22 protein-coding genes are annotated in these 26,053 nt (G+C 59.7%); 12 read left to right on the top strand and 10 right to left on the bottom strand.

Features of this window, described 5'->3' with window-relative positions; all coding sequences use genetic code 11:
• Positions 1-53 precede the first annotated feature (53 nt).
• Genes ileS through dut form a run of 5 tightly spaced genes read left to right on the top strand, consistent with a single transcriptional unit; the run spans position 54 to position 6,121 of the window.
• A complete protein-coding gene (gene ileS, locus AXG89_RS09435; protein WP_062169413.1) occupies positions 54-2,900 on the top strand; it encodes an isoleucine--tRNA ligase in 2,847 nt (948 codons plus the stop codon).
• Positions 2,900-3,400, top strand: a complete 501-nt coding sequence (gene lspA / locus AXG89_RS09430; RefSeq protein WP_061998718.1) for a signal peptidase II — start codon at positions 2,900-2,902, stop codon at positions 3,398-3,400. Before ileS ends, lspA begins: the two co-directional genes overlap by 1 nt.
• A gap of 32 nt (positions 3,401-3,432) precedes the next feature.
• Positions 3,433-4,650, top strand: coding sequence for a bifunctional phosphopantothenoylcysteine decarboxylase/phosphopantothenate--cysteine ligase CoaBC (coaBC, locus tag AXG89_RS09425; protein ID WP_062170480.1), 1,218 nt, complete (start codon positions 3,433-3,435; stop codon positions 4,648-4,650).
• A gap of 14 nt (positions 4,651-4,664) precedes the next feature.
• On the top strand, positions 4,665-5,678 hold the full coding sequence (locus AXG89_RS09420; protein WP_062169412.1) for an LLM class flavin-dependent oxidoreductase: 1,014 nt from the start codon (positions 4,665-4,667) through the stop codon (positions 5,676-5,678).
• Positions 5,675-6,121 (top strand): dUTP diphosphatase, encoded by a 447-nt coding sequence (gene dut / locus AXG89_RS09415; RefSeq protein WP_062169410.1) that lies wholly within the window; start codon positions 5,675-5,677, stop codon positions 6,119-6,121. The genes AXG89_RS09420 and dut overlap by 4 nt, the downstream gene beginning before the upstream one ends.
• A gap of 21 nt (positions 6,122-6,142) precedes the next feature.
• On the opposite strand, the gene AXG89_RS09410 is transcribed toward dut, so the two are convergent.
• The 9 genes from AXG89_RS09410 to clpS all read right to left on the bottom strand — a co-directional run bounded on the left by AXG89_RS09410 (position 6,143) and on the right by clpS (position 16,871).
• Complete coding sequence (locus tag AXG89_RS09410) at positions 6,143-7,426, bottom strand: D-tagatose-bisphosphate aldolase, class II, non-catalytic subunit (RefSeq protein ID WP_062169408.1); 1,284 nt, start codon at positions 7,424-7,426, stop codon at positions 6,143-6,145.
• Positions 7,427-7,430: 4 nt separating this feature from the next.
• Positions 7,431-8,402 carry a tagatose kinase gene (locus AXG89_RS09405; protein WP_061998713.1) on the bottom strand — a complete coding sequence of 324 codons (972 nt, stop codon included), beginning with the start codon at positions 8,400-8,402 and terminating at the stop codon, positions 7,431-7,433.
• Complete coding sequence (locus AXG89_RS09400) at positions 8,395-9,387, bottom strand: ABC transporter permease (RefSeq protein ID WP_062169406.1); 993 nt, start codon at positions 9,385-9,387, stop codon at positions 8,395-8,397. Before AXG89_RS09400 ends, AXG89_RS09405 begins: the two co-directional genes overlap by 8 nt.
• Positions 9,384-10,922 carry a sugar ABC transporter ATP-binding protein gene (locus AXG89_RS09395; RefSeq protein WP_062169404.1) on the bottom strand — a complete coding sequence of 513 codons (1,539 nt, stop codon included), beginning with the start codon at positions 10,920-10,922 and terminating at the stop codon, positions 9,384-9,386. The genes AXG89_RS09400 and AXG89_RS09395 overlap by 4 nt, the downstream gene beginning before the upstream one ends.
• Complete coding sequence (locus AXG89_RS09390) at positions 10,919-11,806, bottom strand: substrate-binding domain-containing protein (protein ID WP_061998710.1); 888 nt, start codon at positions 11,804-11,806, stop codon at positions 10,919-10,921. The genes AXG89_RS09395 and AXG89_RS09390 overlap by 4 nt, the downstream gene beginning before the upstream one ends.
• 21 nt (positions 11,807-11,827) lie before the next feature.
• Positions 11,828-12,640: a DeoR/GlpR family DNA-binding transcription regulator gene (locus AXG89_RS09385; protein ID WP_062170478.1), complete on the bottom strand. Its 813-nt coding sequence runs from the start codon at positions 12,638-12,640 to the stop codon at positions 11,828-11,830.
• A 103-nt stretch (positions 12,641-12,743) separates the two neighbouring features.
• Positions 12,744-14,117 (bottom strand): amino acid permease, encoded by a 1,374-nt coding sequence (locus tag AXG89_RS09380; protein ID WP_062169402.1) that lies wholly within the window; start codon positions 14,115-14,117, stop codon positions 12,744-12,746.
• A 142-nt stretch (positions 14,118-14,259) separates the two neighbouring features.
• Complete coding sequence (gene clpA, locus AXG89_RS09375) at positions 14,260-16,560, bottom strand: ATP-dependent Clp protease ATP-binding subunit ClpA (protein ID WP_061998708.1); 2,301 nt, start codon at positions 16,558-16,560, stop codon at positions 14,260-14,262.
• The gene (clpS, locus tag AXG89_RS09370; protein WP_031359828.1) at positions 16,557-16,871 is read right to left on the bottom strand and encodes an ATP-dependent Clp protease adapter ClpS; all 315 of its coding nucleotides are present in this window, start codon (positions 16,869-16,871) and stop codon (positions 16,557-16,559) included. The genes clpA and clpS overlap by 4 nt, the downstream gene beginning before the upstream one ends.
• A 592-nt stretch (positions 16,872-17,463) precedes the next feature.
• Here clpS and AXG89_RS09360 point away from each other — a divergent pair.
• Positions 17,464-17,670 carry a cold-shock protein gene (locus AXG89_RS09360; protein ID WP_035497884.1) on the top strand — a complete coding sequence of 69 codons (207 nt, stop codon included), beginning with the start codon at positions 17,464-17,466 and terminating at the stop codon, positions 17,668-17,670.
• A 141-nt stretch (positions 17,671-17,811) separates the two neighbouring features.
• Here the strand turns inward: AXG89_RS09360 and icd are convergent, their stop codons facing one another.
• Complete coding sequence (gene icd / locus AXG89_RS09355; protein WP_061998707.1) at positions 17,812-19,065, bottom strand: NADP-dependent isocitrate dehydrogenase; 1,254 nt, start codon at positions 19,063-19,065, stop codon at positions 17,812-17,814.
• 249 nt (positions 19,066-19,314) lie between these two features.
• On the opposite strand from icd, the gene AXG89_RS09350 reads away from it, so the two are divergent.
• The 6 genes from AXG89_RS09350 to AXG89_RS09325 all read left to right on the top strand — a co-directional run bounded on the left by AXG89_RS09350 (position 19,315) and on the right by AXG89_RS09325 (position 26,037).
• Positions 19,315-19,884, top strand: coding sequence for a pseudouridine synthase (locus tag AXG89_RS09350; RefSeq protein ID WP_062170476.1), 570 nt, complete (start codon positions 19,315-19,317; stop codon positions 19,882-19,884).
• A gap of 350 nt (positions 19,885-20,234) precedes the next feature.
• The gene (locus tag AXG89_RS09345) at positions 20,235-20,429 is read left to right on the top strand and encodes a hypothetical protein (protein WP_061998706.1); all 195 of its coding nucleotides are present in this window, start codon (positions 20,235-20,237) and stop codon (positions 20,427-20,429) included.
• A 211-nt stretch (positions 20,430-20,640) separates the two neighbouring features.
• Positions 20,641-21,141 (top strand): DUF192 domain-containing protein, encoded by a 501-nt coding sequence (locus AXG89_RS09340; protein ID WP_062170474.1) that lies wholly within the window; start codon positions 20,641-20,643, stop codon positions 21,139-21,141.
• A gap of 292 nt (positions 21,142-21,433) precedes the next feature.
• Positions 21,434-23,539, top strand: a complete 2,106-nt coding sequence (gene fusA / locus AXG89_RS09335; RefSeq protein ID WP_061998705.1) for an elongation factor G — start codon at positions 21,434-21,436, stop codon at positions 23,537-23,539.
• A gap of 134 nt (positions 23,540-23,673) precedes the next feature.
• On the top strand, positions 23,674-24,168 hold the full coding sequence (locus tag AXG89_RS09330) for a cupin domain-containing protein (protein ID WP_061998704.1): 495 nt from the start codon (positions 23,674-23,676) through the stop codon (positions 24,166-24,168).
• 183 nt (positions 24,169-24,351) lie between these two features.
• Positions 24,352-26,037, top strand: coding sequence for an ABC transporter substrate-binding protein (locus AXG89_RS09325; RefSeq protein WP_062169400.1), 1,686 nt, complete (start codon positions 24,352-24,354; stop codon positions 26,035-26,037).
• The last annotated feature ends 16 nt before the right edge of the window (positions 26,038-26,053 follow it).

Raw genomic sequence — 26,053 nt, 5'->3', positions numbered from 1 at the left:
GATGCCATCCAAGTCCGGAACCGCCGCTTCATCGAATCCATATCGAGTCATTCATGAGCAACAAGAAAGAAGCCAAGCCCCAGTCGAAATATCCGGTCAACCTGCTCGATACACCGTTTCCCATGCGTGGCGATTTGCCCAAGCGCGAGCCGCAATGGGTGAAGGAATGGCAGGACAACAAGATCTACGAGAAGATCCGCGCCGCCAGCAAAGGCCGCAAGAAGTTCATCCTGCATGACGGCCCGCCGTATGCGAATGGCGACATCCATCTTGGCCACGCGGTGAACAAGATCCTGAAGGACATGATCGTGAAGGCGCGCAACCTGGCGGGCTTCGATGCGGTTTATGTGCCAGGCTGGGATTGCCATGGCATGCCTATCGAAATCCAGATCGAGAAGCAGTTCGGCAAGTCCTTGCCGGCGCGCGAAGTGATGGAAAAGGCCCGCAAATATGCGAGCGAGCAGATCGAAAAGCAGAAGCTGGGTTTTCGCCGGCTGGGCATTCTCGGCGACTGGGACAACCCGTACAAGACCATGAACTTCGTCAACGAAGCGGGCGAAATCCGCGCGCTGGGGAAGATCGTCGAGAAGGGTTATGTGTATCGCGGGCTGAAGCCGGTGAACTGGTGTTTCGATTGCGGCTCGGCGCTGGCCGAAGCGGAAGTGGAATACAAGGACAAGACCGATCCGACCATCGACGTGATGTTCGCCTTCGCCGAGCCGGAAAAAACCGCGCAGGCTTTCGGACTCACCGAACTGCCGAAGGGTGGCAATGAGGCGGAAGGCGGCATCGTGATCTGGACCACGACGCCGTGGACGATTCCCGCCAACCAGGCGCTGAACGTGCATCCGGAGATCGTCTACAGCCTCGTCGATACCGAAAAGGGTCTGCTGATCCTGGCGGAAGAACGTGTCGAGGAGTGCCTCAAGCAATACGGCGTGACCGGCACGACCGTCGCGACCACGTCGGGCGAGAAGCTGAGCGGCCTGCGTTTTCACCATCCGCTGAGCGCGGCGCATCCGGGCTACAAGCGTACGGCGCCGGTGTTTCTCGGCGACTATGTGACGACGGAAAGCGGCACGGGGATCGTGCATTCGTCGCCGGCATATGGCGTGGAAGACTTCATCTCGTGCAAGGCGCATGGCATGACGGACGCCGACTTCATCAACCCCGTGATGGGCGATGGGCGGTACATCGAGTCGTTGCCGCTCTTCGGCGGCCTGTCGATCTGGGAAGCGAACGACCAGATCATCGAAGCGCTGCGCGGCGCGCACTCGCTGCTCAAGACCCAGAAGTACACGCACAGCTACATGCACTGCTGGCGCCACAAGACGCCGATCATCTATCGGGCGACGTCGCAGTGGTTCGCGGGCATGGACGTGAAGCCGAACGACACCTCACGCACGCTGCGCGAGACCGCGCTGGAAGGCATCGAGAACACCGCGTTCTTCCCGGCCTGGGGCAAGCAGCGCCTGTACAGCATGATTGCGAACCGCCCGGACTGGACGCTTTCGCGTCAGCGCCAATGGGGCGTGCCGATGGCGTTCTTCGTGCACAAGGAAACGGGCGATCTGCATCCGCGCACGCTGGAACTGCTCGAGGAAGTGGCAAAGCGCGTGGAGGTGAGCGGCATCGAGGCATGGCAAACGCTCGATCCCCAGGAACTCCTCGGCGACGAAGCCAACATGTACGAAAAGAATCGCGACACGCTCGACGTCTGGTTCGATTCCGGCACGACGCATTGGCACGTGCTGCGCGGCTCGCACAAGGATTCGCTGCAGTTCCCGGCCGACTTGTATCTGGAAGGTTCGGACCAGCATCGCGGATGGTTCCATTCGTCGTTGCTGACGGCTTCCATGCTCGATGGCCGTCCGCCGTACAACGCGCTCTTGACCCACGGCTTCACCGTCGATGGCGAAGGCCGCAAGATGTCGAAGTCGCTCGGCAACGGCGTCGATCCGCATGAAGTGTCGAACCGGCTGGGCGCGGAAATCATCCGCTTGTGGATTGCATCGACGGATTATTCCGGCGAGCTCGCGATCTCGGAAGAGATCCTGAAACGCGTGACGGAGACCTATCGGCGGATTCGCAACACGCTGCGTTTTCTCTTGTCCAATCTCTCCGATTTCAACTTCGAGAAGGACGCGCGTCCGGTCGGAGAATGGCTCGAGATCGATAAATACGCCGTCGCGCTCGCACAGAACCTGCAAGACGATGTCCTCGCGCATTACGAGAAGTTCGAGTTCCATCCGGTGGTGTCGAAGCTCGCGACGTTCTGCTCGGAAGATCTCGGCGGGTTCTATCTGGATGTGCTGAAGGACCGGCTCTACACCATGAAGCCCGATTCGAGCGAACGCCGCGCGGCGCAGACGGTGCTGCATCACATCGCCCATGGTTTGCTGCGCCTGGTCGCGCCGTATCTGTCGTTCACGGCGGAAGAGGCGTACAAGGTCCTGCAACCCGGCCGCGATACGATCTTCACCGAGGTTTATCACGACTACCCGCAAGTACCGGATGCCGGTGAGCTGCTCGACATGTGGACGCTGATCCGCTCGGCACGCAGCGACGTCACCAAGGCACTGGAAGAAGCGCGCACGGCCAACCTGATCGGTTCGTCGTTGCAGGCTGAAGTGGAAGTGCGGGCAAGCGGCGCGCGTTATCAGGCGCTGACAAGTCTCGGCGACGACCTCAGTTTCGTGCTGATCACTTCGGCGGCGCAGGTCGTGGAAGTGGCGAGCGAAGCGGACGAAGGTGTCGATGTGATTGCATCGAAGTATCTGAAATGCGAGCGCTGCTGGCATTACACGGCGGACGTGGGGGCATCGGCGGAACATCCCGGCTTGTGCTTCCGGTGTATCAGCAACCTCTTCGGTGAAGGCGAAAAGCGGAGCGCAGCATAATGGCAAGAACGATGTCGAAACAAAGCAGTGGTTCCCTCGCGCCGTGGCTGGGTGTGTCGCTGATCGTAATTCTCTTCGATCAACTCTCGAAGATCGCTGTGGCGCGGGTGTTCAGCTACGCGGAACCCCACGCGCTTACGCCGTTCTTCAACCTGTTTCTTGTCTATAACAAGGGCGCGGCGTTCAGCTTCCTGGCTGCCGCCGGCGGATGGCAGCGCTGGGGTTTCACGGCGCTCGGCGTGGTCGCGGCGATCGTGATCGTCTATTTACTCAAGCGCCACGGCACGCAGCGTTTGTTCTGCACGGCGCTCGCGCTGATCATGGGCGGCGCGCTTGGCAATGTGATCGATCGCGTGGCTTATGGGCACGTGATCGACTTCCTGGACTTCCACGTCAACGGATGGCACTGGCCGGCGTTCAATCTCGCCGACAGCGCGATCACCATTGGCGCGGTGCTGCTCGTATTCGACGAACTGCGGCGCGTGCGCGGAGCGAAGTAACCCGCCTTACGGCGAGCTTTTTGGAGGCAGCGTTGGACACGGCAGAACTCGCAGGAAAGCATCTGGTACTCGGCCTGTCGGGCGGTATCGCTTGCTACAAGATTGCTGAGCTCACGCGGCTGCTGGTGAAAGCCGGCGCGACGGTTCAGATCGTCATGACCGAAGCCGCCACGCAGTTCATCACGCCTGTCACCATGCAGGCGTTGTCCGGGCGTCCCGTCTACACGTCGCAATGGGACGCGCGGATTGCGAACAACATGGCGCATATCGATTTGTCGCGTGAAGCCGATGCAATCGTGATCGCGCCCGCGTCCACCGACTTTATCGCGAAGCTCGCGCATGGCAATTGCGACGACCTGCTCTCCACGTTGTGCGTGGCGCGCGATTGTCCGCTGCTCGTCGTCCCCGCAATGAACCGCCAGATGTGGCAGAACCCGGCGACGCAACGCAACGTCGCGCAACTGCGTGCCGATGGCGTGCAGGTGCTGGGTCCGGACTCCGGCGCACAAGCGTGCGGCGAAGTGGGCGATGGCCGGATGCTGGAACCCTCGGCTACGTTCGAAGCGATCTGCGCGTTCTTCCAGCCGAAGATCCTGCAAGGGCATCGCGTGTTGATCACGGCCGGCCCGACCTTTGAACCGCTCGATCCCGTGCGCGGCATTACCAATCGATCATCCGGCAAGATGGGTTTTGCATTGGCGCGTGCGGCGGCTCAGGCCGGGGCCGATGTGCATCTGGTCGCCGGTCCGGTTACGCTGGAAACGCCCTGGGGCGTGGATCGGGAAGATGTGCAGACCGCGCAGCAGATGCACGACGCCGTGCTGCACGCTTCAGCCGATGCGGACATCTTCATTGCGGTGGCGGCGGTCGCCGACTGGCGTGTCGATCATGTGAGCGAACACAAGATCAAGAAGGCCGCTGACCACGCCATGCCCACCTTCACGTTCATCGAAAATCCGGACATTCTCGCGACCGTCGCGCGTTTGCCGAATCCGCCGTATTGCGTCGGTTTTGCGGCGGAAAGCGGCGATCTCGAAGTGCATGGCGAAGAAAAACGCGCCCGCAAGAATGTGCCGCTTCTGATCGGCAATCTCGGGCCGCTGACGTTCGGTCTGGACGACAACGAGGTCGTGCTGTTCGAAGCATCGGGTATTACACGCCTGCCGCGCGCCGATAAAAAACTGCTGGCCCGTTTGCTCATCGCCGAAATTGCGAAGCGTGTGCCGCGCGGCGGATCGCTGCTGTCTTGACCGGATAGACCGCCATGCCAACCAGACTCTCCGTACTCGATCAAACACCGGTCATTCACGGCCACACCACCGCCGACGCCATCGCGGCCACGCTCGATCTGGCGCGCCTCGCCGATGACCTCGGCTACACGCGTTACTGGTGCGCGGAGCATCACGGGTTGCGGGGGGTATCGAATCCGTGTCCGGAGGTTTTGCTGGCGCGCATCGGCAGCATCACGCAGCAAATCCGCATTGGTTCGGGCGGCGTCATGCTGCCCTACTACAGCGCGTTCAAGGTGGCCGAGCAATTCCTGATGCTCGAAGCGCTGTTCCCGAACCGCGTGGACCTGGGCGTTGGACGCGCGCCCGGCGGCGATATGCGCACGGCGCAGGCGGTGGCCGCGGGCGACTACAATCGCGGCGATATTTTTCCGCAGCAGGTCGGCGAACTCGTTGGTTTGTTCGACGGCACCCTCCCCGACGATCATCTCGCGCACGGCGTTTTGCTGCAGCCTGAAATCGAAACGCGTCCTGAATTGTGGATGCTCGGTTCCAGCGACTTTGGCGGTTTGCTCGCAGCGCAACTGGGAATTCGCTTCGCGTTCGCGCATTTCATCAACGCGCAATACGGGCATCGGGTGGCGGAGGCGTATCGCGAACGGTTTGTACCGCGTAATGGGTCGAAGCCTTATCTTGCCGCCGCCGTATTCGTGATTTGCGCCGATACCGAAACCGAAGCGGCCGCGCTCGAACGCGCCGTGGATCTGCGCCGCGTGCAAATGGCTTATGGGCTGAACATGCCGATTCCATCCATTGCGCAAGGGGCGAACCAGGCGTTCGGCGAGCGCGAACTGAACGTCATTGCGCGCGAAAAGAATCGCAGCATCATCGGTACGCCGGAACGCGTGACCGAACAATTGCATGAACTCCAGCAACGTTTCGATGCCGACGAACTGATCGTGCTGACGGTGGCGGGAAGTTATCAGGCGCGTCTGCGCTCGTATGAACTGCTGGCTGAAGCGTTCGAACTCAACAAACAGAACTCATGAAACTCGACATCAAGATCCTCGATGCGCGCATGCGCGATTACTTGCCCGCCTACGCCACGTCGGGAAGCGCCGGACTCGATCTGCGCGCGTGCCTGGACGCACCCATCACGCTCAAGCCGGGTCAGACCACGCTCGTGCCCACGGGCCTGGCAGTTCATATCGAAGATCCGGGTTATGCAGCGCTGATTTTGCCGCGCTCCGGCCTGGGTCACAAACACGGCGTGGTGCTCGGGAATCTGGTCGGCTTGATCGACTCGGACTATCAGGGGCAACTGATGATCTCGACATGGAATCGCGGCGATACGGCGTTTACGCTGAACCCGCTTGAACGCCTTGCGCAACTGGTGATCGTGCCGGTGGTCCAGGCAACGTTCAATATTGTCGATGACTTCGCCCAGAGCGAGCGCGGCGCCGGTGGTTTCGGCAGCACGGGCAAGCACTGAGCTTCGGGTAACTAAAAAACGCTACGCGCGGCACGCCGCCGCGTAAGTCCTGATCACCTGCCGCACGCGATCCTGGACCAGCGCGAGCGGCTCGTTCTTCAACTGACCGCGCCGCACTGCCCAATATTGATCCGGCAAGAACTGGCTGAGCAGGTTCTCCGGAATCTTCAAGTTGCTTAGGGTATCCAGCAGCTTTTGCGCGGCTTTGGTGATCTCCGAATCAGCCCAGTAATAACGCACACGATCGCTGTAACTGTACGTGCGCAACACGCGCTGCTGTTCGGCATCGCCGTGATAATACTTTTCCCAGTTGCCTGGCTTGTCGAGCATCACACGCTCGACGACTGAGCGCAGATTCGAGCGCTTGTCCGCGGGGACCAACTGCGTTTCGATGTCCGCCAGCGCGTAAAGCGCCTCGCGCAACGCGAAGGTCACGCCCGGACCAACCTTGAGAATGCGGAAGCCATCACGGACCAATGCCGTCAACGCTTCGGAGGTCTGGTAATCGGTGGAATGCGCCTCGAAAACCATGCCGGGCAGATCGTCCAGCGCGCTCTTCAACGACTCTGCACGCGACGGCACATAGTCGATCACCTTCGTGTGATCGAATTCCACGCCCGGCTGCACGACCAGCGCGATCACGCGCGGCCACGTGTCCTCTACGCCCTGCTCTTCCCACGCCTTTTTGTGGACCGCAGCCGTTTCAATTGCGGCTGCGCGCGATGTCGGTTCAACGATTTCGAGTTCTTCGGCCGCGCCGCCGGGCACCGGCACTTCCGTGCCGATCACATACACCGGGCTTACGCTGAGACTCGCGCGCTTTACGGCCGCTTCGGCCACCGCGCACAAACGCGCGGCGCGCGATGCGACAACTGCGTCCGACAAACGCTCGGGATCATCGGCGCAAGCCATGCTGGTATCGAGGTGAATCTTCGTGAATCCCGCCGATGCATACGCATCGATCAACGCATCGGCGCGTTTCATCGCTTCTTCAGCCGGCAAATGACGCCATGCGTTCGGTCCGAGATGATCGCCGCCGAGAATCAGATGTTCATGCGGGAAGCCGACACGCTCTGCAATCGAGCGCACGAACTCCACGAAATCAGCGGGCTTCATGCCCGTGTAACCGCCGTACTGGTCGACCTGATTCGATGTCGATTCAATCAGCAACGGCGTGCCGTCTTCCAGCGCCTGCCGCATGGCCGCTTCCAGCACCCACGGATGCGCGGAACAAATCGAATAGATGCCGGCAAGCCATGCCGAAGCGGGATGCGCATTGCTCAAGCGCGAGACGATCGAATTCATGACATTACTCCGTGGCTGTTTTCAAAAACGCGTCGAGCTCGGCGAAGGTCGCCGTGCCTTCCATCGGGCCTTTCACGCCGACCGCCCGCGCCCCGCTTGCGCTCGCATATTTGAGCGCCGCCTCCACGTCCATGCCTTGGGCGCGGCAACTGATGTACGTCGCGCCGAAGCAATCGCCCGCGCCCGTCGGATCGAGTTCTTCGACTTTGAACGCCGGGCGATGCGTCTCGCCGTTGGCATCGAAGAAACTGCAGCCTTCCGCACCGCGCTTCACCACCACTTCCTTCACGCCGCGCTTGAGCAACTCGTCGATAGCCCCACGCTCCGACGTTGCGCTCGCGAGCAACGTCACTTCATGACCGCTTGGCAGGAAGACGTCGGTGTAATCGAGGATGAAGTCGAGCGCATCGCGCATTTCCGGAATCCGCAGCATTTCCTTGCGGATGTTCGGATCGAAACTCACCGTGCCGCCGTTCTTCTTCACCGTTTCGATAGCCTGCTTCATGGCTTCGATGATCCTGAACGAGAACAGTGACGACCCCATCACGTGGAAGTTGCCGCAGTTGGCCAGCAGGTCTTCGCGCAAGTTCGCCACCGACAACTGCGCCGACGCACTGTTCGTGATGTTGTAGATAAAATCGCGATCGCCGTCTTCACGGTACGTCACGAACGCGCTGCCCGTGGTCGCGTCTTTAAGCACGGCGATGCCGGAAACGTCCACGCCGTCGGTCCGTAGGCGTTCGACGTTGAGCACGCCGAAGTCGTCGTCGCCCACGCAACCAATCATGGCGCAGGGGCTGCCGAGCTTCGCCACCTGATCGATAAAGATCGCCGGCGCGCCGCTGGCAAAAGGGCCGATCAGCGTGCCCGGTTCGCTGAAACGCTGGCCGATCTTCGTGGCCATGATCTCGACCAGGATCTCGCCCATCGCGACGATGGTGCCGGCCTTCGAGGGAACACCGTTTGAATTAGGCATGACGTTTCTTCGTTTGAACATCGATACACACCGCGACCAGAATCACGATGCCTTTCACGATGAGTTGATAGAAATAGGGAACGCTCAGCAGGTTCATGCCGTTGTTGATGACGCCGATGATCAGCGCGCCGATCAGCGTTCCGGTGATCGTTCCATAACCGCCCGAGAGACTCGTGCCGCCGAGCACGGCTGCGGCAATGGCATCGAGTTCATAACCAATACCCGCGTTCGGCTGCGCCGAGTAAAGCCGCGATGTCATCAGCACGCCGCCAATGCTCGCAAGCAGACCCGAGATCATGAAGATCATGATCCGCAGACGGTTCACATCGATACCCGAATACAGCGCCGCCTCGCGATTGCCGCCTGCCAGGTACGCCTTGCGTCCGAACACGGTACGCGAGAGCACGAAGTGATTCAACAGCAGCAATACCGCGAGAATCCAGATGGGCAGCGGAATGCCGAGCACCGCGCCGTTGCCTAGGAAAGCGAAGGCGTCGTTGTCGATGGAAATCGGCACACCGTTCGACGTCAGATACGCGAAACCGCGAAACACACCCATGGTGGCGACGGTGACAATGAACGACGGAATCGTGAGCAACGCCGAAAGCGAGCCGTTGATGGCCCCGAGAACGAGCCCGGTGCCCATGGCGGCGAGCACGGCAAGGAACGGCGATGCACCATGCTCCAGCGCGAACGCACAGACGGTGCCGACCAGTGCCATCGTCGCACCGACCGACAAGTCGATATCGCCGAGCAGCAGCACGTAGGTCATGCCGAAGCCGAGTATCGCGACGATGGACACCTGCATCACGACATTCAGCAGATTATTCACGGACATGAAGTTGGGCGACAGCGCCCAGAAAAATCCGCACAAGACGATCAGCCCGACGACAATGCCGCCGTAATGCCTGAGCGCGCGATTGAACGCGCCGCTTGCGTGCGAACGGCGCGGTGCTGCGCCGCCGCTGAGTTGGCTCGGGTTCATGCTGTTGTGGCTCCTGTTGCGTACGACATGACGTCTTCCTGCGTCGGACCTTGAGCGTTGAACTCATGGACGATGCGTTTTTCGCGCATCACGACGAGCCGGTCGCTCATGGCAAGCGCTTCCGGCAATTCCGATGAAACGAGGATGATCGCGGTCCCGCTTGCGGCGAGCTCGCGAATCACGCGATAGATTTCGAACTTCGCGCCGACATCGACGCCGCGCGTGGGTTCATCGAGGATCAGGACTTTCGGTTTGCGCGCCAGCCATTTCGAGAACACGACTTTCTGCTGGTTGCCGCCACTCAAGTTTCCAACGGCCTGGAACGGTCCCGATGCGCGGATGTTCATGCGCGCCATGGCGTTCGCGGTTTCTTCGCGTTCGAAGCGGCGGTTCAGGATGCCGAAGCGCGAACCGTGTTCCTCGAAACTCGCCATCGTCACGTTGTTGGCTATGGAGTGCATCAGCACGAGACCCTCGTGCTTGCGGTCTTCGGTGACGAACGCAATGCCTTCGCGAATGGCGTGGGCCGGATTGCGCAACTTCAAGCGCTTGCCGCTCATCGTGATCTCGCCGCTCGGCCGGCCGATGCCGAACAGCGCCTTCATCACATCCGATCTTCCCGCGCCGATCAAGCCGAAGAAACCGAGGATCTCGCCCGCGTGGATCTCGAAGCTGATGTTCTCGAACTGGCCGGGCAGCGTCAGGTTGCCGACCTTCAGCAACGGCAACGATGGCCGCACATAAGGCGTTTCCCGTCGTGGATAAACATCGTTCATTTCGCGGCCGACCATCATCGCGATCAATGCGCCAATGGTCGTCTGATCCTTCTGCAACGTCGCGATGTAACGGCCGTCGCGCATCACCGAGATGTCATCGGAGATGCGCATGATCTCGTCCATGCGGTGCGAGATATAGACGACCGCCGCGCCCTTCGCCGTCAGCTTCGTGACGATATGAAACAGGATCTCCGCTTCACGATCGCTCAGCGACGACGTGGGTTCGTCCATGATCACGAGCGATGCATCGCGGCTCAGCGCCTTCGCGATTTCCACGAGCTGACGCTGCGCCATCGACAGGCGTGAAACAGGTGCGGTTGCCTCGATATCGATACCGAGGTCATCGAGCAGGACCTGAGCTTGAGCGTACAAACGCTTGAAATCGACCACGCCAAAACGCCGCGGCTCGTGCCCCGCGAAGATGTTTTCGGCAACGCTCAGATTCTTCGCGAGACTCAGTTCCTGATAAATGATCGCAATGCCCGCCTTCTGCGATTCGCCGGGCGTGGCGAACGTAACAGGTGCGCCATTCATCAGGATCTCGCCACGCGTGGGCGCGTGAACGCCCGCGAGAATCTTCATCAGCGTCGACTTGCCCGCGCCGTTTTCACCGAGCAGCGTATGGACGCGGCCCGGCAAGATGGCGAGGGACACGTCCTTGATCGCCTCGACCGGACCGAACGATTTCGCGATGCCGCGCAGCTCGAGCAACGGCGTGGGAAACCGCACGGCATCGCGAGGTTCCAAGACGGTATTCATTTCACCGACGCGTTCAGATACTGCCCGGGCGTGACCGGCTGCAGCTTCGGCACCGCTTGCTTGGCCGCGACCTTGACGGCCGTGTCCACTGCGAGCGCACCCATCTTGTCCGGATACTGACGGATCACGCCAACGAAGTTCGGGTTCTTATCGACTGCTGCGCGCGCTTCCGGCATGCCGTCGAAGCCGATCACCTTCACTTTGTTCCCCGCCGATTTCCCTGCGACCGCTGCAGCCATTGCAGCGTCATCGCCAAAACCGAAGATGCCCGCGAGATCAGGGTTCGCCTGCAACATGTTCTGCGCCGCGCTCAATGCATCGGCACGCGTGATGCCCGGCTGGATTGCGACGATCTTCACGTCCGGGCATGCGGCGAGCGCTTTCTTGAAGCCCGTCACGCGGTCGATCACGGACTGGATCGTCGGGTAATCGATCACGCCGACCTTGCCCTTGCCGCCCAGCACCTTGCACATCAGCGCGCCGGCTTGCAAGCCACCAGCGTAGTTATCGGTCGCGATATGCGATGCAACCTCGACGCCTGCCGCGCTGATATCGACGGTGATGACTGGAATGCCGGCCTTCTCCGCCGTCAGCACGGCGGCTTTCACGCCCTTCGAATCGACCGGCGAGATCACGATCACATCGACCTTCTTCGTGACGAAATCCTGCACGTCGGCGATCTGCTTGCTCAGATCCTGGTTTGCAATTGCAATATCGATTTGCGCGTGATCCTTCGCGGCTTCCGCTTTCATTGCGTTGGCGAGTTCGACGTAGAACGGATGCTGTTGCGTAAGCAGCGATGCGCCAATCTTCACATCGGCGGCGTGGGCGGCGGTTGCAGCGACAGCGGTGACAAGAACGGCCAGGACGGAACGACGAAACATGAACGTGTCTCCAGATATTGTTTAGGGTTGCTGATTACGAAATTCGAGAATCCCTTCTTCCCGCCGGTTCACATCGAGTCCGGCCTTGAGAATCAGGTCGAGCGTGGGTGGGTCGATGGCGTCATCGAGGACCAGTCCGCCCAGGCGGCTTACGTGACAAAACATCTTGCCCTCGCCTTGCAGCGCGGGCTGATACGCAACAACGACAATCCGTTTCGCGTTCTTCAACGCCGCCTTGTATACGTCGGCAAGACGCGGATCGGCGCACAGCAGATTGCCTTCGCGATCAAAACCCATCGCTTCGAGCACTACCAGATCCAGCGACAAAGCCGACAACGATCGCTCCGCGTCAGGACCGAGCAGCACGGTGGAATCGTCATCGAGCGAGCCGCCGGAAAGCCGCAGCTCGCAACGCACGAAACGCTGGACGGTCGGCACCATTGAAATGTCGTTGAGCGTCAGCGCCAGGTTCGAGCGGTCGGCGAGCAAGGGCAAGAGCTTGTGCGTGATCACTCCGGCGCCGATAAACACAGACGCGTGGTCATCGATGAAATCCGCCGCCAGCCTTGCGATCGCCATATCGGCGGCCTGCCGGGTCGCGCTCGCCGGCACCGCCGACAACACGTTTTCGCCCGGCCGTTGCGCGACGTAGCGCGCCTTGCCGAACGCACGGATGAGGTAGCGCTGCTGCTCGAGGTAATTCAGGTCAGAGCGGATGGTGACGCTCGATACGTCGAACGCAGTCGCGAGTTCATCGACCGATACCTCGCCGCGCTTGCGGACAAGTTCGACAATGCGCAGACGTCGATGAAGCGAGTTTTTATTGGCCAGCACGGACAAACCACCTTTGCACTTTCGTTTCGAAAGATTCTAGTTTCGAAACGAAAGAGACGCAAAGCGGTTTATCGTCGGTGTTTACCCGCGCTCGTGGCGCTTTTTAGGCGCGCTTCCGATACCAGATCGCATAGACGCCAATCAGGACGGCCATGAACGCAAATCCGTAGACGAGCGTCATGCGGAATTCGTTGGTGAACGCGGTGGTGATCATGATCGCGGCCATCAGGACCGCGCCGAGCACGCTTCCGACCGGATGCAGGATCATGCGGAAGGACAGCGGAGGCCCGTTGTAGCGCGCGCGGAAGAAAAGATGCGTGACGAAGATCATCAGCCACGCGAACATCGCGCCGAAAATGGCGAGCGACATCATCAAGCCGAAGGCCATCGCCGGCCAGAACGCGGTCAGGACGGTCGCCAGCGCAATGCCGATGGTCGAGACGGAAAGCGCCGCGGTCGGCACGCCGTTCGCGCTCAGGCGCCCGAATCGAGCCGGCGCGTAGCCCGCGCGCGACAGGCTGAACATCATGCGCGTGGTGATATAGAGCTGGCTGTTCATGGCGGACAGCGCCGCGACCAGCACCACGAAGTTGATCACACCCGCCGCGTACGGAACGTGCGTGGCGGCCATCACCTTGACGAACGGACTTTCGTCAGTGCTCGCCTGCGTCCATGGAACGATGGCCAGCATCAGCGCCAGCGTGAGTAAGTAAAACAGCACAAGACGGAAGACGGTCGACCTGAACGCCTTCGCCACTGCGCGTTGAGGATCGCGCGCTTCGCCCGCTGCGACCGCAATGGTCTCGATGTTCAGGTAGCTGAAAATCGACACGATCACCGCGAACCACATGCCTTTCAAGCCGTGCGGAAAGAACCCACCGTGCGCGGTGAAGTTGCTGAACCCCACGCCGGAAGACGTTGGCGCGCCATAGACGAACACGGCGCCGAGCAAAATGAACGCGACGATAGCCACGATCTTCAGCATCGAAAACGCATACTCGATCACGCCGTAGACCTTCACGCTGGCTGCGTTCACGCCGATCAACGCGCCCGAAAACCCGACGATCCAGTACCAGCCCGGCACGTTCGCGAACCAGTACTTCATGAACACGGCAACCGCGCTGACCTCCGTGCCGACGGCGAACACAACCGCCGACCAGTAGGCGTACCGCACGAGAAACCCCGCGAGCGGCCCGATATAAAACTCTGCGTAAGCGCCGAACGAACCCGATGTCGGATGCGCCACCGTCATCTCGGCAAGCGCGCCCATCAGCAACAAGGCGATGACCGCGCCTATCGCGTAACTCAGCAACACGCTCGGCCCGGCAAAGCCAATCGCAAAACCACTGCCCAGAAACAATCCCGTTCCAATCGCCCCGCCAATGGCGATCATCGACATCTGTCCGGCCGTCAGACTCCGGTGCAGCCCCTTCTCCCGTTCGACAATGGTCTCGAACGACCCACGTTCAAAGCTCAAATCAACCTCTTGAAGTCAATATCCGCAACGCTCGCGGACGTAAAAAAGCGAGGCGGCGCGGAAAGTTTCTCCGCGCCGCCTCGCCGATGATGACACACCTTACACGCGTGTCACCTGACTTCAGTCATCGCCTGCTTGTTGCTTACTCGACCTCGACCGCTTCCGGGTTTGGATTGCGCGGGACGGGGCTTTCGTCGAACGTCAGCGACACCTTGTCGTCCGCATCCACGTCGACCGTCACGCGGCCACCCGTCATCAGCTTGCCGAACAGCAACTCGTCAGCCAGCGCACGACGAATCGTGTCCTGGATCAGGCGCTGCATTGGCCGTGCGCCCATCAGCGGATCGAAACCATGCTTCGCGAGGTGCTTGCGCAACGCGTCCGTAAAGACAGCATCGACCTTCTTCTCGTGCAACTGATCTTCCAGTTGCATCAGGAACTTGTCGACCACGCGCATGATGATTTCTTCATCCAGCGAACGGAAGCTGATGATCTGGTCCAGACGATTGCGGAACTCAGGCGTGAACATCCGCTTGATATCGGCCATTTCGTCGCCGGTTTCCCGACGGTTCGTGAAGCCGATAACCGATTTCTGCATCGCTTCAGCGCCCGCGTTCGTCGTCATGATGATGATGACGTTGCGGAAATCTGCCTTGCGACCGTTGTTGTCCGTCAGCGTGCCGTGGTCCATGACCTGCAGCAGCACGTTGTAGATATCCGGATGCGCCTTCTCGATTTCGTCCAGCAACAGCACGCAATGCGGCTTCTTCGTGACGGCTTCGGTCAGCAAACCGCCCTGATCGAATCCGACATATCCCGGCGGCGCGCCGATCAGCCGGCTCACCGCGTGACGTTCCATGTACTCGGACATGTCGAAGCGCAGCAGTTCTATCCCCAGCGTGAACGCCAGTTGCTTCGCAACTTCCGTCTTGCCGACACCCGTCGGACCCGAGAACAGGAATGCGCCGATTGGCTTGTCCGTCTTGCCGAGACCCGCACGCGCCATCTTGATGGCAGCCGCGAGGGCATCGATGGACTGGTCTTGCCCGAACACCACGCTCTTCAGATCCCGATCCAGCGTCTGCAGCTTGCTGCGATCGTCTTGCGACACGCTTTGCGGCGGGACGCGGGCGATCTTCGAGATGATTTCCTCGATCTCATTCTTGCCGATCGTTTTCTTCTGCTTCGACTTCGGCAGGATGCGTTGCGCGGCACCCGCTTCATCGATCACGTCGATTGCCTTGTCGGGCAAATGACGGTCGGTGATGAAACGCGCCGACAGTTCAGCCGCTGCCGAAAGCGCACCCGACGAATACTTCACGCCGTGATGTTCCTCGAACCGTGACTTGAGTCCACGCAGGATCGCGATGGTCTGCTCGACAGTCGGCTCAGCGACATCAACCTTCTGGAAACGACGCGACAACGCTGCGTCTTTTTCGAAGATCCCACGATATTCGGTGAACGTAGTGGCGCCAATGCACTTCAGTTGACCCGACGACAACGCCGGCTTCAGCAGATTGGATGCATCCAGCGTTCCGCCCGATGCAGCACCCGCGCCAATCAGCGTATGAATCTCGTCGATGAACAACACCGCATGCGGGCGTTCCTTCAACTCTTTCAGCACTGTCTTGAGACGCTGCTCGAAATCGCCCCGGTACTTAGTACCGGCGAGCAATGCACCCATATCGAGCGAATACACCTGTGCGTCGGCGAGAATATCCGGCACTTCGCCGCGCGTGATGCGCCAGGCGAGCCCTTCGGCAATGGCGGTCTTACCCACGCCAGCCTCACCCACGAGCAGCGGATTATTCTTCCTGCGGCGGCAAAGTACTTGCACCACACGTTCGACTTCCAGTTCGCGGCCGATCAGCGGATCGATCTTGCCGTCCTTCGCAAGCTGGTTCAGGTTCTGCGTGAACTGCGCAAGAGGGGTTTCCTTTTGCGCTGCCGCGTCTTCCGCTTCCGGATTCGCTTCGCTGCTCGCCTTCGCCGCATCGCCCGTGTTCGTCTTCGCAATACCATGCGAGATGAAATTGACGACGTCGAGGCGCGTCACGCCCTGCTGTTGCAGGTAGTAGACGGCATGCGAATCTTTTTCGCCGAAGATAGCGACCAGCACGTTCGCGCCGGTGACTTCCTTCTTTCCATTCGACGTTGATTGCACATGCATGATCGCGCGCTGAATTACGCGCTGAAAACCAAGCGTGGGCTGAGTATCGACGTCGTCCGTGCCGGGCACGGTGGGCGTGTTGTCATGAATGAAATTGCGCAGGTTTTGCCGCAAATCTTCAATGTTTGCTGCGCATGCACGCAACACTTCAGCCGCGGTCGGGTTGTCCAACAAGGCCAGTAAAAGATGCTCGACCGTAATGAACTCGTGCCGCGCCTGACGTGCTTCCATAAACGCCATGTGCAGACTGACTTCCAGTTCCTGGGCAATCATGCTTCCTCCATCACACACTGCAGCGGATGACCCGCTTGCCTCGCGTGGCTAACGACTTGCTCAACTTTGGTCGACGCGATGTCCCGCGTATAGACCCCACAAACTCCCCTGCCTTCGCGATGAACCTTCAGCATGATCTGCGTCGCAGTCTCACGATCCTTATTGAAATGTTCCTGCACGACGAACACGACGAATTCCATCGGCGTGAAGTCGTCATTCAACAGCACCACTTTGTACATGGACGGCTGTTTGAGCTTCTGTTCCTGCCGCTCCAGTACGGTGCCATCCTGCTTGTTGGGATTGATCGCCATACGCCCATTCTAAACAACTTGGACAGGCTCGCCATCTCGCCAAAACTCCGTTCGCCGTAGGGGCCGAATCGATGTCGCCGCACACTTCGCGCGACCTGTCGCTTGCTGAATCCCGCCGGCTCTTTTTACCGAACCGGCCCTCTTGAAACACCGTTGAATCCAGTATCGCACAGCTCTCAAAAAAACGAATTGTTCACCTTGTGCGGCCTGCCCTGGTCACTTCCTGGACGACTTTGCTGCGGCTCGTACAAGCGATACGGCCCGCCAACATTGCGCACGTCTCGTGCCGCTTCCTGCCTGTACTGCATGTGCGTCGATTATGCGACTTTTCAAGATGGCGTGCTTGTGCGGCGGGATACGCGCAAAGCGGGAAAAACCCTTGAAATGAGGCATTTACAACGGCTTTACGGCCATCTCAAAATTTTCTTGACACCTGATTTAAGAGATTAAACAATCAAATTGGCACTTTTTTCCGAAGCGTTTCAGGTGAAGAAAGGCCGAGGTGAGCTTGTGAGGAGGGGGCGGCTCACATAGTGGGTCGTCAAGCTTTTCGAGCGTGCTCGTGGTAGCGACGAGAGTAAGAGGGGACGTGATGTCAACAGGTACGGTCAAATGGTTCAACGACGCGAAAGGCTACGGATTCATCACGCCCGATGAAGGCGGCGAAGATCTGTTTGCACATTTCTCGGCGATACAGATGAATGGTTTCAAGACGCTCAAGGAGGGCCAGAAGGTCAGCTTCGAGATTGTCCAGGGACCAAAGGGCAAACAGGCATCGAACATCCAGGAATCTGCCTGACCGTTCGAAAAGCGCACAGTCCTCGAAACCCGGCTGCGAGCCGGGTTTTTTTGTTTTGGGACGGGAAACGGACGAAAAAAGCCCAGATGCCTTTCGGTTGCATCGGGGCCTCAGCCATTTACTACATGTCCAGTTGCACGCCTACATATTCTCGACCAGCACCTGCCCGAACCCTGAACACGACACTTGAGTCGCGCCTTCCATCTGGCGTGCGAAGTCATAGGTGACGCGTTTTTGCAGGATCGATGCTTCCATCGACTTGATGATGATGTCGGCGGCTTCGATCCAGCCCATATGGCGCAGCATCATTTCCGCCGAAAGAATCTCCGAGCCAGGATTCACGTAATCCTTGCCCGCGTACTTCGGCGCCGTGCCATGTGTAGCTTCGAACATGGCGACCGAATCCGACATGTTCGCGCCCGGCGCAATGCCGATTCCGCCAACTTGCGCCGCCAGAGCGTCGGAAACGTAGTCACCGTTCAGGTTGAGCGTGGCGATCACATCGTATTCGGCGGGACGCAACAGGATCTGCTGCAAGAAGGCGTCCGCGATCACGTCCTTCAATACAACGTCATTACCCTTCGGGTTCTTGATCTTCATCCACGGGCCGCCATCGATCAGCTCGGCCGCGAACTCCTTTTGCGCGAGCGCGTAGCCAAAGTCACGGAATGCGCCTTCCGTGAACTTCATGATGTTGCCCTTGTGCACGAGCGTGACCGAACTGCGGTTGTTGTCGAGTGCGTACTGGATTGCCTTGCGAACCAGGCGCTCCGTGCCTTCACGCGACACCGGCTTGATCCCGATACCCGATGTCTCCGGAAACCTGATCTTTTTCACGCCCATCTCTTCCTGCAGGAACTTGATGATCTTCTTCGCGCCTTCGGACTCCGCCGGCCATTCAATACCGGCGTAGATGTCCTCGGAGTTCTCGCGGAAAATGACCATGTTGGTCTTCTCCGGCTCGCGCACCGGCGACGGTACGCCCTTGAAGTACTGGACCGGGCGCAGGCAGACGTACAAGTCGAGTTGCTGGCGCAGCGCGACGTTGAGCGACCGGATACCGCCGCCCACCGGCGTGGTGAGCGGTCCCTTGATCGAAACGACATATTCCTTCAGCACGTCCAGCGTTTCGTCGGGCAGCCAGACGTCAGGGCCGTAAACCCTGGTCGCCTTCTCCCCGGCGAAGATTTCCATCCAGTGAATCTTCTTCTTGCCGCCGTACGCTTTTTCCACGGCTGCGTCGACGACCTTGATCATCACCGGTGTGATGTCCACGCCCGTGCCGTCGCCTTCAATAAACGGAATGATCGGCTGGTCGGAGACATTGAGGGTGTAATCGGCGTTGACGGTGATCTTCTCACCCTCCGTCGGAACCACGATGTGCTGATACGGCATGAGCGACTCCAATTCAAACTGGACTATTAGATAAGGAAATGCACGGAAATCGGTGGCAAAAAAAGAGGTAGCCAGACAATGTCGCCAGCCTTGCAGCCAAGGCCGGCGCACGTTCGATACGGCTTCGAAGGCTATTCTAGCCCACGGTATGAAGCGTCCGCCCGGATGGCGCGTATGCCGGTTCCGTGATGTTGGTGCATTAAGATGCCGGCATTCGCCATTTACCGCACCGACACTGCACCAGACGCCATGCCGCTGATTGCGCTCAATAAACCGTTCGGCACGATCTGCCAGTTTTCAGCGCACGAGAAACATCCGTCGCTTGCTGAATGGATCGACACGCCCGGCGTGTACCCCGCGGGCCGGCTCGATACCGACAGCGAAGGCCTGCTCCTGCTCACCGACGACGGCGCGCTTCAGGCGCGCATTTCAGAACCGCGTCACAAACTCGTGAAACGATATTGGGCGCAAGTCGAAGGCGCGCCCGATGCCGCCGCGCTCGAACGGCTGGCCGCAGGCGTCGATCTGGGAGATTTCGTCACGCGCCCATGCAAGGTGAAGTTGGTCGAGTCGGTGGAAGCGCTTTGGCCGCGCACCCCGCCCATTCGATACCGCGCCGCCATCCCGACGACGTGGATCGAGTTATCGATTACTGAAGGGCGAAACCGGCAAGTACGCCGCATGACGGCGGCCGTCGGGTATCCGACTTTGCGGCTGGTGCGCACCGGCATAGGCGCGCTCGATGTCTTCGGCCTCGGCCTCGCACCCGGCGCATCAATGAACCTGCCCGCTCGTGCGCCCTGGAACGGCATCGTTTAATTGATGCCCGTTTGAGTGTTGCATCGCGCGCACCACATTACGAATTAATTTCGGCTTCCAAACGATCTTCTGCTGACCGCCTTGCGTTATCCCATAAAAACTCACGTCAACCGACTCACCGCATGCGGCGTTATTCGCAGCAGATGCCTTAAAACGCCATCCGGCATTAGCGAAGAACTGCAACGAACAACCCTTTTATGAAGGCTTTACGTAAGGTTCAAGTGCTCGCAGCGGGATCGACATTTTTGTTCGAGACCCCTGTCAACCAAAAGGTGGATGGCTCGTTTACCGACATGACTCCATCGACCGGGTCATAAGGTTAAATCAAACTAAAGCTGAGGATTCACAACATGAACAAACTGATCGCTGCTCTCGTCGCTGGCCTGTTCGCAACGGCTGCATTCGCACAAGCTTCGGCACCGGAAGCATCGGCTCCTGCAGCTGCTTCGACCGCTCACAAGTCGGCACACAAGAAGTCGACCCACAAGAAGGCTACGCACAAGAAGGCAGCTTCGGCTGCTGCAGCTTCGGCCGCGTCGGAGTAAGTCGCATCAATTGGTCATAGATCGCGGCAACGCGACGCTAATACCAAGTAGTGCTGTCGCTCACGCGACATTAAAGGCAGACACCTTCAGAGGTTCTGCCTTTTTCTTTTTGCACGTGCTCAAGTAACATGCGCCAGTCATGCCGGATCATTCAGTCTACCGGCTTTATCCCGTGAGGAGTTTCGCCGTGCGTCTTTCGTGGTCTTCATCGATGTCCCCCCGCTCAATCCCGTCGTTCAACCTTGGCCGTCTGGTTCGCCGTGCGCTCGTCGTGGTTGCCATGCCGCTCATTTCGCTTGGCGCACACGCGCAGCAAATGCCGCCGGGCGCCAAGCAACCCGGAGACTTTCCGCACACCAAGCTCACGGCCGGCATGTATGTGATCGACGCCGCCATTGCTTCATCCGACGCCGATCGCGAGCAAGGCCTGATGTATCGCACGAAGCTCGCGCCCAACGAAGGCATGCTGTTCGTGTTCAACGAACGTGCCGTGCATTGCTTCTGGATGAAAAACACGTTGATCCCGCTGTCGATTGCTTTTATTCGCGAGGACGGCACGGTGACGGATATCGATGAAATGCAGGCCGAGACGGAGAACAACCATTGCCCACGCAACAACGGCGTGTACGCGCTTGAGATGAGCAAGGGCTGGTTCACCGCAAAGGGAATCAAGCCTGGAATGAAGATCGAGGGATTGCCGCCCGTGCAGTAACGCACTCCGGCGCCTGGAATCCCCGGCCGCGCCCGTAAATGACTTTGGAGCCGGCTGTCGCTTTCGGGCGCGCGCCGGCTTTTTGCGTTGTGGGACGCGCGAGGCGCCTCCAGCGCACTTATTCGCCGTTTTTGGCGGGCTGGCAAGATTCCTGCAAAGAGAGCCTCGACGCGCTATCCTGATAAACCAGCGAAACACGCATAGCGCTTCGCTCCGGAGCCGCCAAACCGCCATTTTCAGCATTCGGCCGGTTCGGCAACAAAAAGCTCCATCCAATCAACAGGAGGTTCAAGTGCCCCGCAAGACTCCCATCGACCGCTATCGGAATATTGGTATCAGCGCTCATATCGATGCCGGCAAGACCACGACCACCGAACGCATTCTTTTCTACACTGGCGTGAATCACAAAATTGGTGAGGTTCACAACGGCGCGGCGACGATGGACTGGATGGAGCAGGAACAGGAGCGCGGCATCACCATCACCTCTGCCGCCACCACGGCCTTCTGGAAAGGCATGGCCGGGAATTACCCTGAACATCGTATCAACATCATCGATACACCCGGACACGTCGACTTCACCATCGAAGTGGAACGGTCTATGCGCGTGCTCGACGGCGCCTGTATGGTCTACGACTCGGTCGGTGGCGTGCAGCCGCAATCCGAAACCGTATGGCGCCAGGCCAATAAATACAAGGTTCCGCGCATTGCGTTCGTGAACAAGATGGACCGCGTGGGCGCCGACTTCTTCCGCGTGCAGCGTCAGATTGGCGAGCGCCTGAAAGGCGTCGCCGTGCCGATGCAAATCCCCGTGGGCGCCGAAGATCATTTCCAGGGCGTGATCGACCTGGTCAAGATGAAGGCGATCATTTGGGACGAAGCCAGTCAGGGCGTGCTGTTCGAGTATCAGGAAATCCCTGAGAACCTGCTCGCAACCGCCGAGGAATGGCGCGAGAAGATGATCGAAGCGGCCGCGGACGCCAACGAAGCGCTGATGGACAAGTACATCGGCGGTGAGGAAATCAGCGAAGACGAGATCAAGGCGGCCATCCGGTCACGGACGCTGCGCAGCGAGATCGTGCCAATGTTCTGCGGCAGCGCGTTCAAGAACAAGGGCGTGCAGGCGATGCTCGACGCGGTGATCGACTATCTGCCGTCGCCGGCGGACGTGCCCGCCATCATGGGCGTGGACGAGTACGACAAGGAAGCGGAACGTCATCCGACTGACGAAGACCCGTTCTCTGCGCTCGCGTTCAAGATCATGACGGATCCTTTCGTGGGCCAGTTGATCTTTTTCCGCGTGTATTCGGGCGTCGTGAATTCCGGCGATACCGTCTACAACGCCATCAAGGAGAAGAAAGAGCGACTCGGCCGGATTCTCCAGATGCATGCGAACGAGCGTCAGGAAATCAAGGAAGTGCGCGCAGGCGATATCGCCGCGGCCGTGGGTTTAAAAGAAGCGACGACCGGCGACACGCTGTGCGACCCCGCTCATCCGATCATTCTGGAACGCATGATCTTCCCGGAACCGGTGATCTCCCAGGCCGTCGAGCCGAAGACGAAGCCCGACCAGGAAAAGATGGGTATCGCGTTGAACCGGCTCGCGCAGGAAGATCCCTCGTTCCGCGTGCAGACCGACGAGGAATCCGGCCAGACGATCATTTCCGGCATGGGCGAGCTGCACCTGGAAATTCTTGTCGACCGGATGCGCCGGGAGTTTGGCGTTGAAGCGACCGTCGGCAAGCCGCAGGTGGCGTATCGCGAGACCATTCGCATTCCGGTTGAAGATATAGAAGGCAAGTTCGTCAAGCAGTCGGGCGGCCGCGGTCAGTACGGTCATGTGGTGCTGAAGCTGGAACCGCAAAAACCGGGTACCGGCTATGAATTTGTCGATGCCATCAAGGGCGGCGTGGTTCCGCGCGAATACATTCCGGCCGTGGACAAGGGCGTCCAGGAAACGCTGAAGGCGGGTGTGCTGGCGGGTTATCCGGTCGTCGACGTCAAGGTGACGCTGACTTTCGGCTCGTACCACGACGTCGACTCGAACGAAAACGCGTTCCGCATGGCTGGATCGATGGCGTTCAAGGACGGCATGCGCAAAGCCAAGCCGGTGCTGCTCGAACCGATGATGGCCGTGGAGGTGGAAACGCCCGAGGACTTCATGGGCAACGTGATGGGCGATTTGTCGTCACGGCGCGGCATCGTTCAGGGGATGGAGGACATTGCCGGTGGCGGCGGCAAGCTGGTTCGCGCCGAAGTGCCGCTCGCGGAAATGTTCGGCTATTCAACGACGCTGCGCTCGCTGACTCAAGGCCGCGCGACCTACACGATGGAGTTCAAGCATTACTCCGAGACGCCGAACAACGTCGCGGAAGCCATCGTTAATTCGAAGTCGAAGTAAACATCGTCGAGTTTGGAGCTTGATGCAGAGCTAGATTCAAAGCGAAGTTTGCTGAAGTCCGCTGAAGTCGGCTGTTTTTTGCCGGTGGCAGCGGACTTTTTCATGCGTTTATCCATCGGCCAGCGGGAGACAGAATGAGCGACGAACAGCAACATGACCACGATCACACCGACTGGCGCGAGAACGGCGTCAAGGTCATCAAGGGCGATCAGCTCGATACCAACACGGCCCAGACGCCCGGCATGAACCGCGCGGCTGCGATCAATGCCGCGCGCGTCGGCGCGCAGAAGATCTGGGCCGGCACGGTCACGATCCATCCGAATGCCAAGACCGGGGCGCATCATCACGGAGCCCTCGAAAGCGTGATCTACGTGGTGCGCGGACAGGCGCGCATGAAATGGGGCAATCACCTGGAATTCACGGCCGAGGCCGGCCCGGGCGATTTCATCTTCGTGCCGCCTTACGTGCCGCATCAGGAGATCAACGCGCTGACCGATGAACCACTCGAATGCGTCCTCGTGCGCAGCGACAACGAGGCGGTCGTGGTGAACCTGAACATCGATGCCGTGGAGCAGCCCGAAGAAGTGTTTTGGGTCGATCCGATCCACAAACATCCGCATCAGCACTGATAGATAGCGCTTGGATAACCCTCTTCCAGGGCGAAAATAATGCCGAGCGAAACGCGGGCCGGAAACGGAACGTAATTTGCTCCGCTAAACTGGATGTGCGCCGGAAAGCTGCTTTGAGCCGCGCCGGCGTGCGCAGTGTCGTCGAGTCAAGAACAACAACCGAACCCAGAACCGGACAGCCCGATGAAGAAAACCGTCACCACGCCCTTTTTCTCCGATTCCACGCTCGACGCAGCGCGCAACTCAACGGGAGAACTGGGCAACCATGCCATCGATGAATTCAAGGCCGGCCGGCTCTCGCGGCGCGAGTTGCTCAGGCACGCAAGCCTGCTGGGTTTGTCGACGGCGGCGTTGGCAGCGGGAGGCTTGCTCGGCATGCCTTCGGCACGCGCCCAGGCGCCTGCCGGGAAACCCGGCGCGACGATCCGCGTGGCGCATCTGACACCGTCGGGTCAGGTCGATCCGCTGACCGTGACCGATCCGGCCGGCCTCGCACTGATCAACCAGACGGGCGAATTCCTGATCGACGACGACGGCCAAGCGCTCGTCCTGCGCCCTTCTCTCGCGCTTTCGTGGAAACCCAACGCGAAGGGCGATGTGTGGACGTTCAAGCTGCGCCCGAACGTCAAATTCCACGACGGCCAGTCGATGACCGCCAAGGACGTCGCCGCGACCTTCAACCGTCTGGCCGATCCGGGCAGCGGTTCGGCGGCTTTGTCGGTGCTGAAGGGCGTGTTGTCGAAGGGGTCGGTGAAGGCCACTGACGACATGACGGTCGAGTTTCATCTCGATGCGCCGAACGGCAATTTCCCGTATTACGTTTCGTCCGATACCTACAACGCCGTGATCCTGCCGGCGAATTTCAGCGGCACCTACGAGAAGTCGTTTCCCGGCACGGGCCCGTTCAAATTCGAGTCCTACACGCCGAAGGTGGGTGCATCGTTCGTGCGGAACCCCGATTATTGGGGCGAAAAGGCGTTGCCGGAGCGCATCAAGTTCTCCTTCTACGCCGATGAACAATCCGAACTCCTCGCGCTGCAGGGACGCCAGGCCGACGTGATGGGCGACTTTACCGTCCAGGGCGGCCTGAGCATGATGACGAACCCCGAGTTCAAGGTGCTGGGCGTGAAGTCGAGCGCGCATCGACAGATGCACATGCGCACCGACACCGGTCCTTTCAAGGACAAACGCGTGCGTCAGGCGCTGGCCCTCGCGGTGAATCGCGAAGTGATCGTGAAGGGTCTGTTCAAGGGGCACGCCGCGCTTGGGAACGACAGTCCGTTCTCGCCGGTGTTTCCATCGAGCGATCTGAGCGTGCCGCAACGCAAGATGGACTTGGCGAAAGCCAAGCAGTTGCTCGCGGCCGCCGGCGTGCCGAATGGTTTCGATGTCACCCTCACCACCGAAAAGTACATGGAGATTCCCGACCTCGCGGTGGTGATCCAGAACGCGGCGAAGGCGATCGGCATCAAGATCACATTGAAGGTCGAGAGCCAGGAGTTGTATTACGGCGCGGGAACGTATGGCAAATCGGACTGGCTCGATTCGCCGCTCGGCATCACGGATTACGGACATCGCGGGGTGCCCAATGTGTTCCTGAATGCGCCGCTTACCAGCGAAGGCACGTGGAACGCGGCGCACTTCAAGAACCCGCAGTACGACAAGCTGGTCGCGGATTTCGTGGCGGCGCTCGACGTCGCATCGCAAAAAAAGCTGTCGGGGCAGATTCAGACGCTCCTGCTCGACGAAACCCCGGTCGTCATTCCGTACTTCTACGACCAGTTGATCGTCACGCGGGCGAACGTGAAAGGCGTGCGCTTCAACGCCATTTCGCAGTTGTATTTCGAACGCGCGACCATCGGCGCCTAGCCGTTGATCCGAGGAC

It is taken from the genome of Burkholderia sp. PAMC 26561 (assembly GCF_001557535.2).
Lineage (GTDB): Bacteria > Pseudomonadota > Gammaproteobacteria > Burkholderiales > Burkholderiaceae > Caballeronia.
Note: the sequence above shows the minus strand (reverse complement) of the source record. Positions and strands in the feature narration are given on the sequence as shown.

Bases quoted from the DNA above. Each gene is read 5' to 3' on its own strand.
- lspA (WP_061998718.1), top strand. From the start codon at position 2,900: ATGGCAAGAACGATGTCGAAACAAAGCAGTGGTTCCCTCGCGCCGTGG.
- AXG89_RS09330 (WP_061998704.1), top strand. From the start codon at position 23,674: ATGAGCGACGAACAGCAACATGACCACGATCACACCGACTGGCGCGAG.
- AXG89_RS09325 (WP_062169400.1), top strand. From the start codon at position 24,352: ATGAAGAAAACCGTCACCACGCCCTTTTTCTCCGATTCCACGCTCGAC.
- AXG89_RS09410 (WP_062169408.1), bottom strand. From the start codon at position 7,426: ATGAATTCGATCGTCTCGCGCTTGAGCAATGCGCATCCCGCTTCGGCA.
- AXG89_RS09345 (WP_061998706.1), top strand. From the start codon at position 20,235: ATGAACAAACTGATCGCTGCTCTCGTCGCTGGCCTGTTCGCAACGGCT.
- AXG89_RS09350 (WP_062170476.1), top strand. From the start codon at position 19,315: ATGCCGCTGATTGCGCTCAATAAACCGTTCGGCACGATCTGCCAGTTT.
- ileS (WP_062169413.1), top strand. From the start codon at position 54: ATGAGCAACAAGAAAGAAGCCAAGCCCCAGTCGAAATATCCGGTCAAC.
- icd (WP_061998707.1), bottom strand. From the start codon at position 19,065: ATGCCGTATCAGCACATCGTGGTTCCGACGGAGGGTGAGAAGATCACC.
- AXG89_RS09340 (WP_062170474.1), top strand. From the start codon at position 20,641: ATGTCCCCCCGCTCAATCCCGTCGTTCAACCTTGGCCGTCTGGTTCGC.
- clpA (WP_061998708.1), bottom strand. From the start codon at position 16,560: ATGATTGCCCAGGAACTGGAAGTCAGTCTGCACATGGCGTTTATGGAA.
- clpS (WP_031359828.1), bottom strand. From the start codon at position 16,871: ATGGCGATCAATCCCAACAAGCAGGATGGCACCGTACTGGAGCGGCAG.
- AXG89_RS09400 (WP_062169406.1), bottom strand. From the start codon at position 9,387: ATGAACCCGAGCCAACTCAGCGGCGGCGCAGCACCGCGCCGTTCGCAC.
- dut (WP_062169410.1), top strand. From the start codon at position 5,675: ATGAAACTCGACATCAAGATCCTCGATGCGCGCATGCGCGATTACTTG.
- AXG89_RS09390 (WP_061998710.1), bottom strand. From the start codon at position 11,806: ATGTTTCGTCGTTCCGTCCTGGCCGTTCTTGTCACCGCTGTCGCTGCA.
- AXG89_RS09420 (WP_062169412.1), top strand. From the start codon at position 4,665: ATGCCAACCAGACTCTCCGTACTCGATCAAACACCGGTCATTCACGGC.
- AXG89_RS09360 (WP_035497884.1), top strand. From the start codon at position 17,464: ATGTCAACAGGTACGGTCAAATGGTTCAACGACGCGAAAGGCTACGGA.
- AXG89_RS09405 (WP_061998713.1), bottom strand. From the start codon at position 8,402: ATGCCTAATTCAAACGGTGTTCCCTCGAAGGCCGGCACCATCGTCGCG.
- AXG89_RS09395 (WP_062169404.1), bottom strand. From the start codon at position 10,922: ATGAATACCGTCTTGGAACCTCGCGATGCCGTGCGGTTTCCCACGCCG.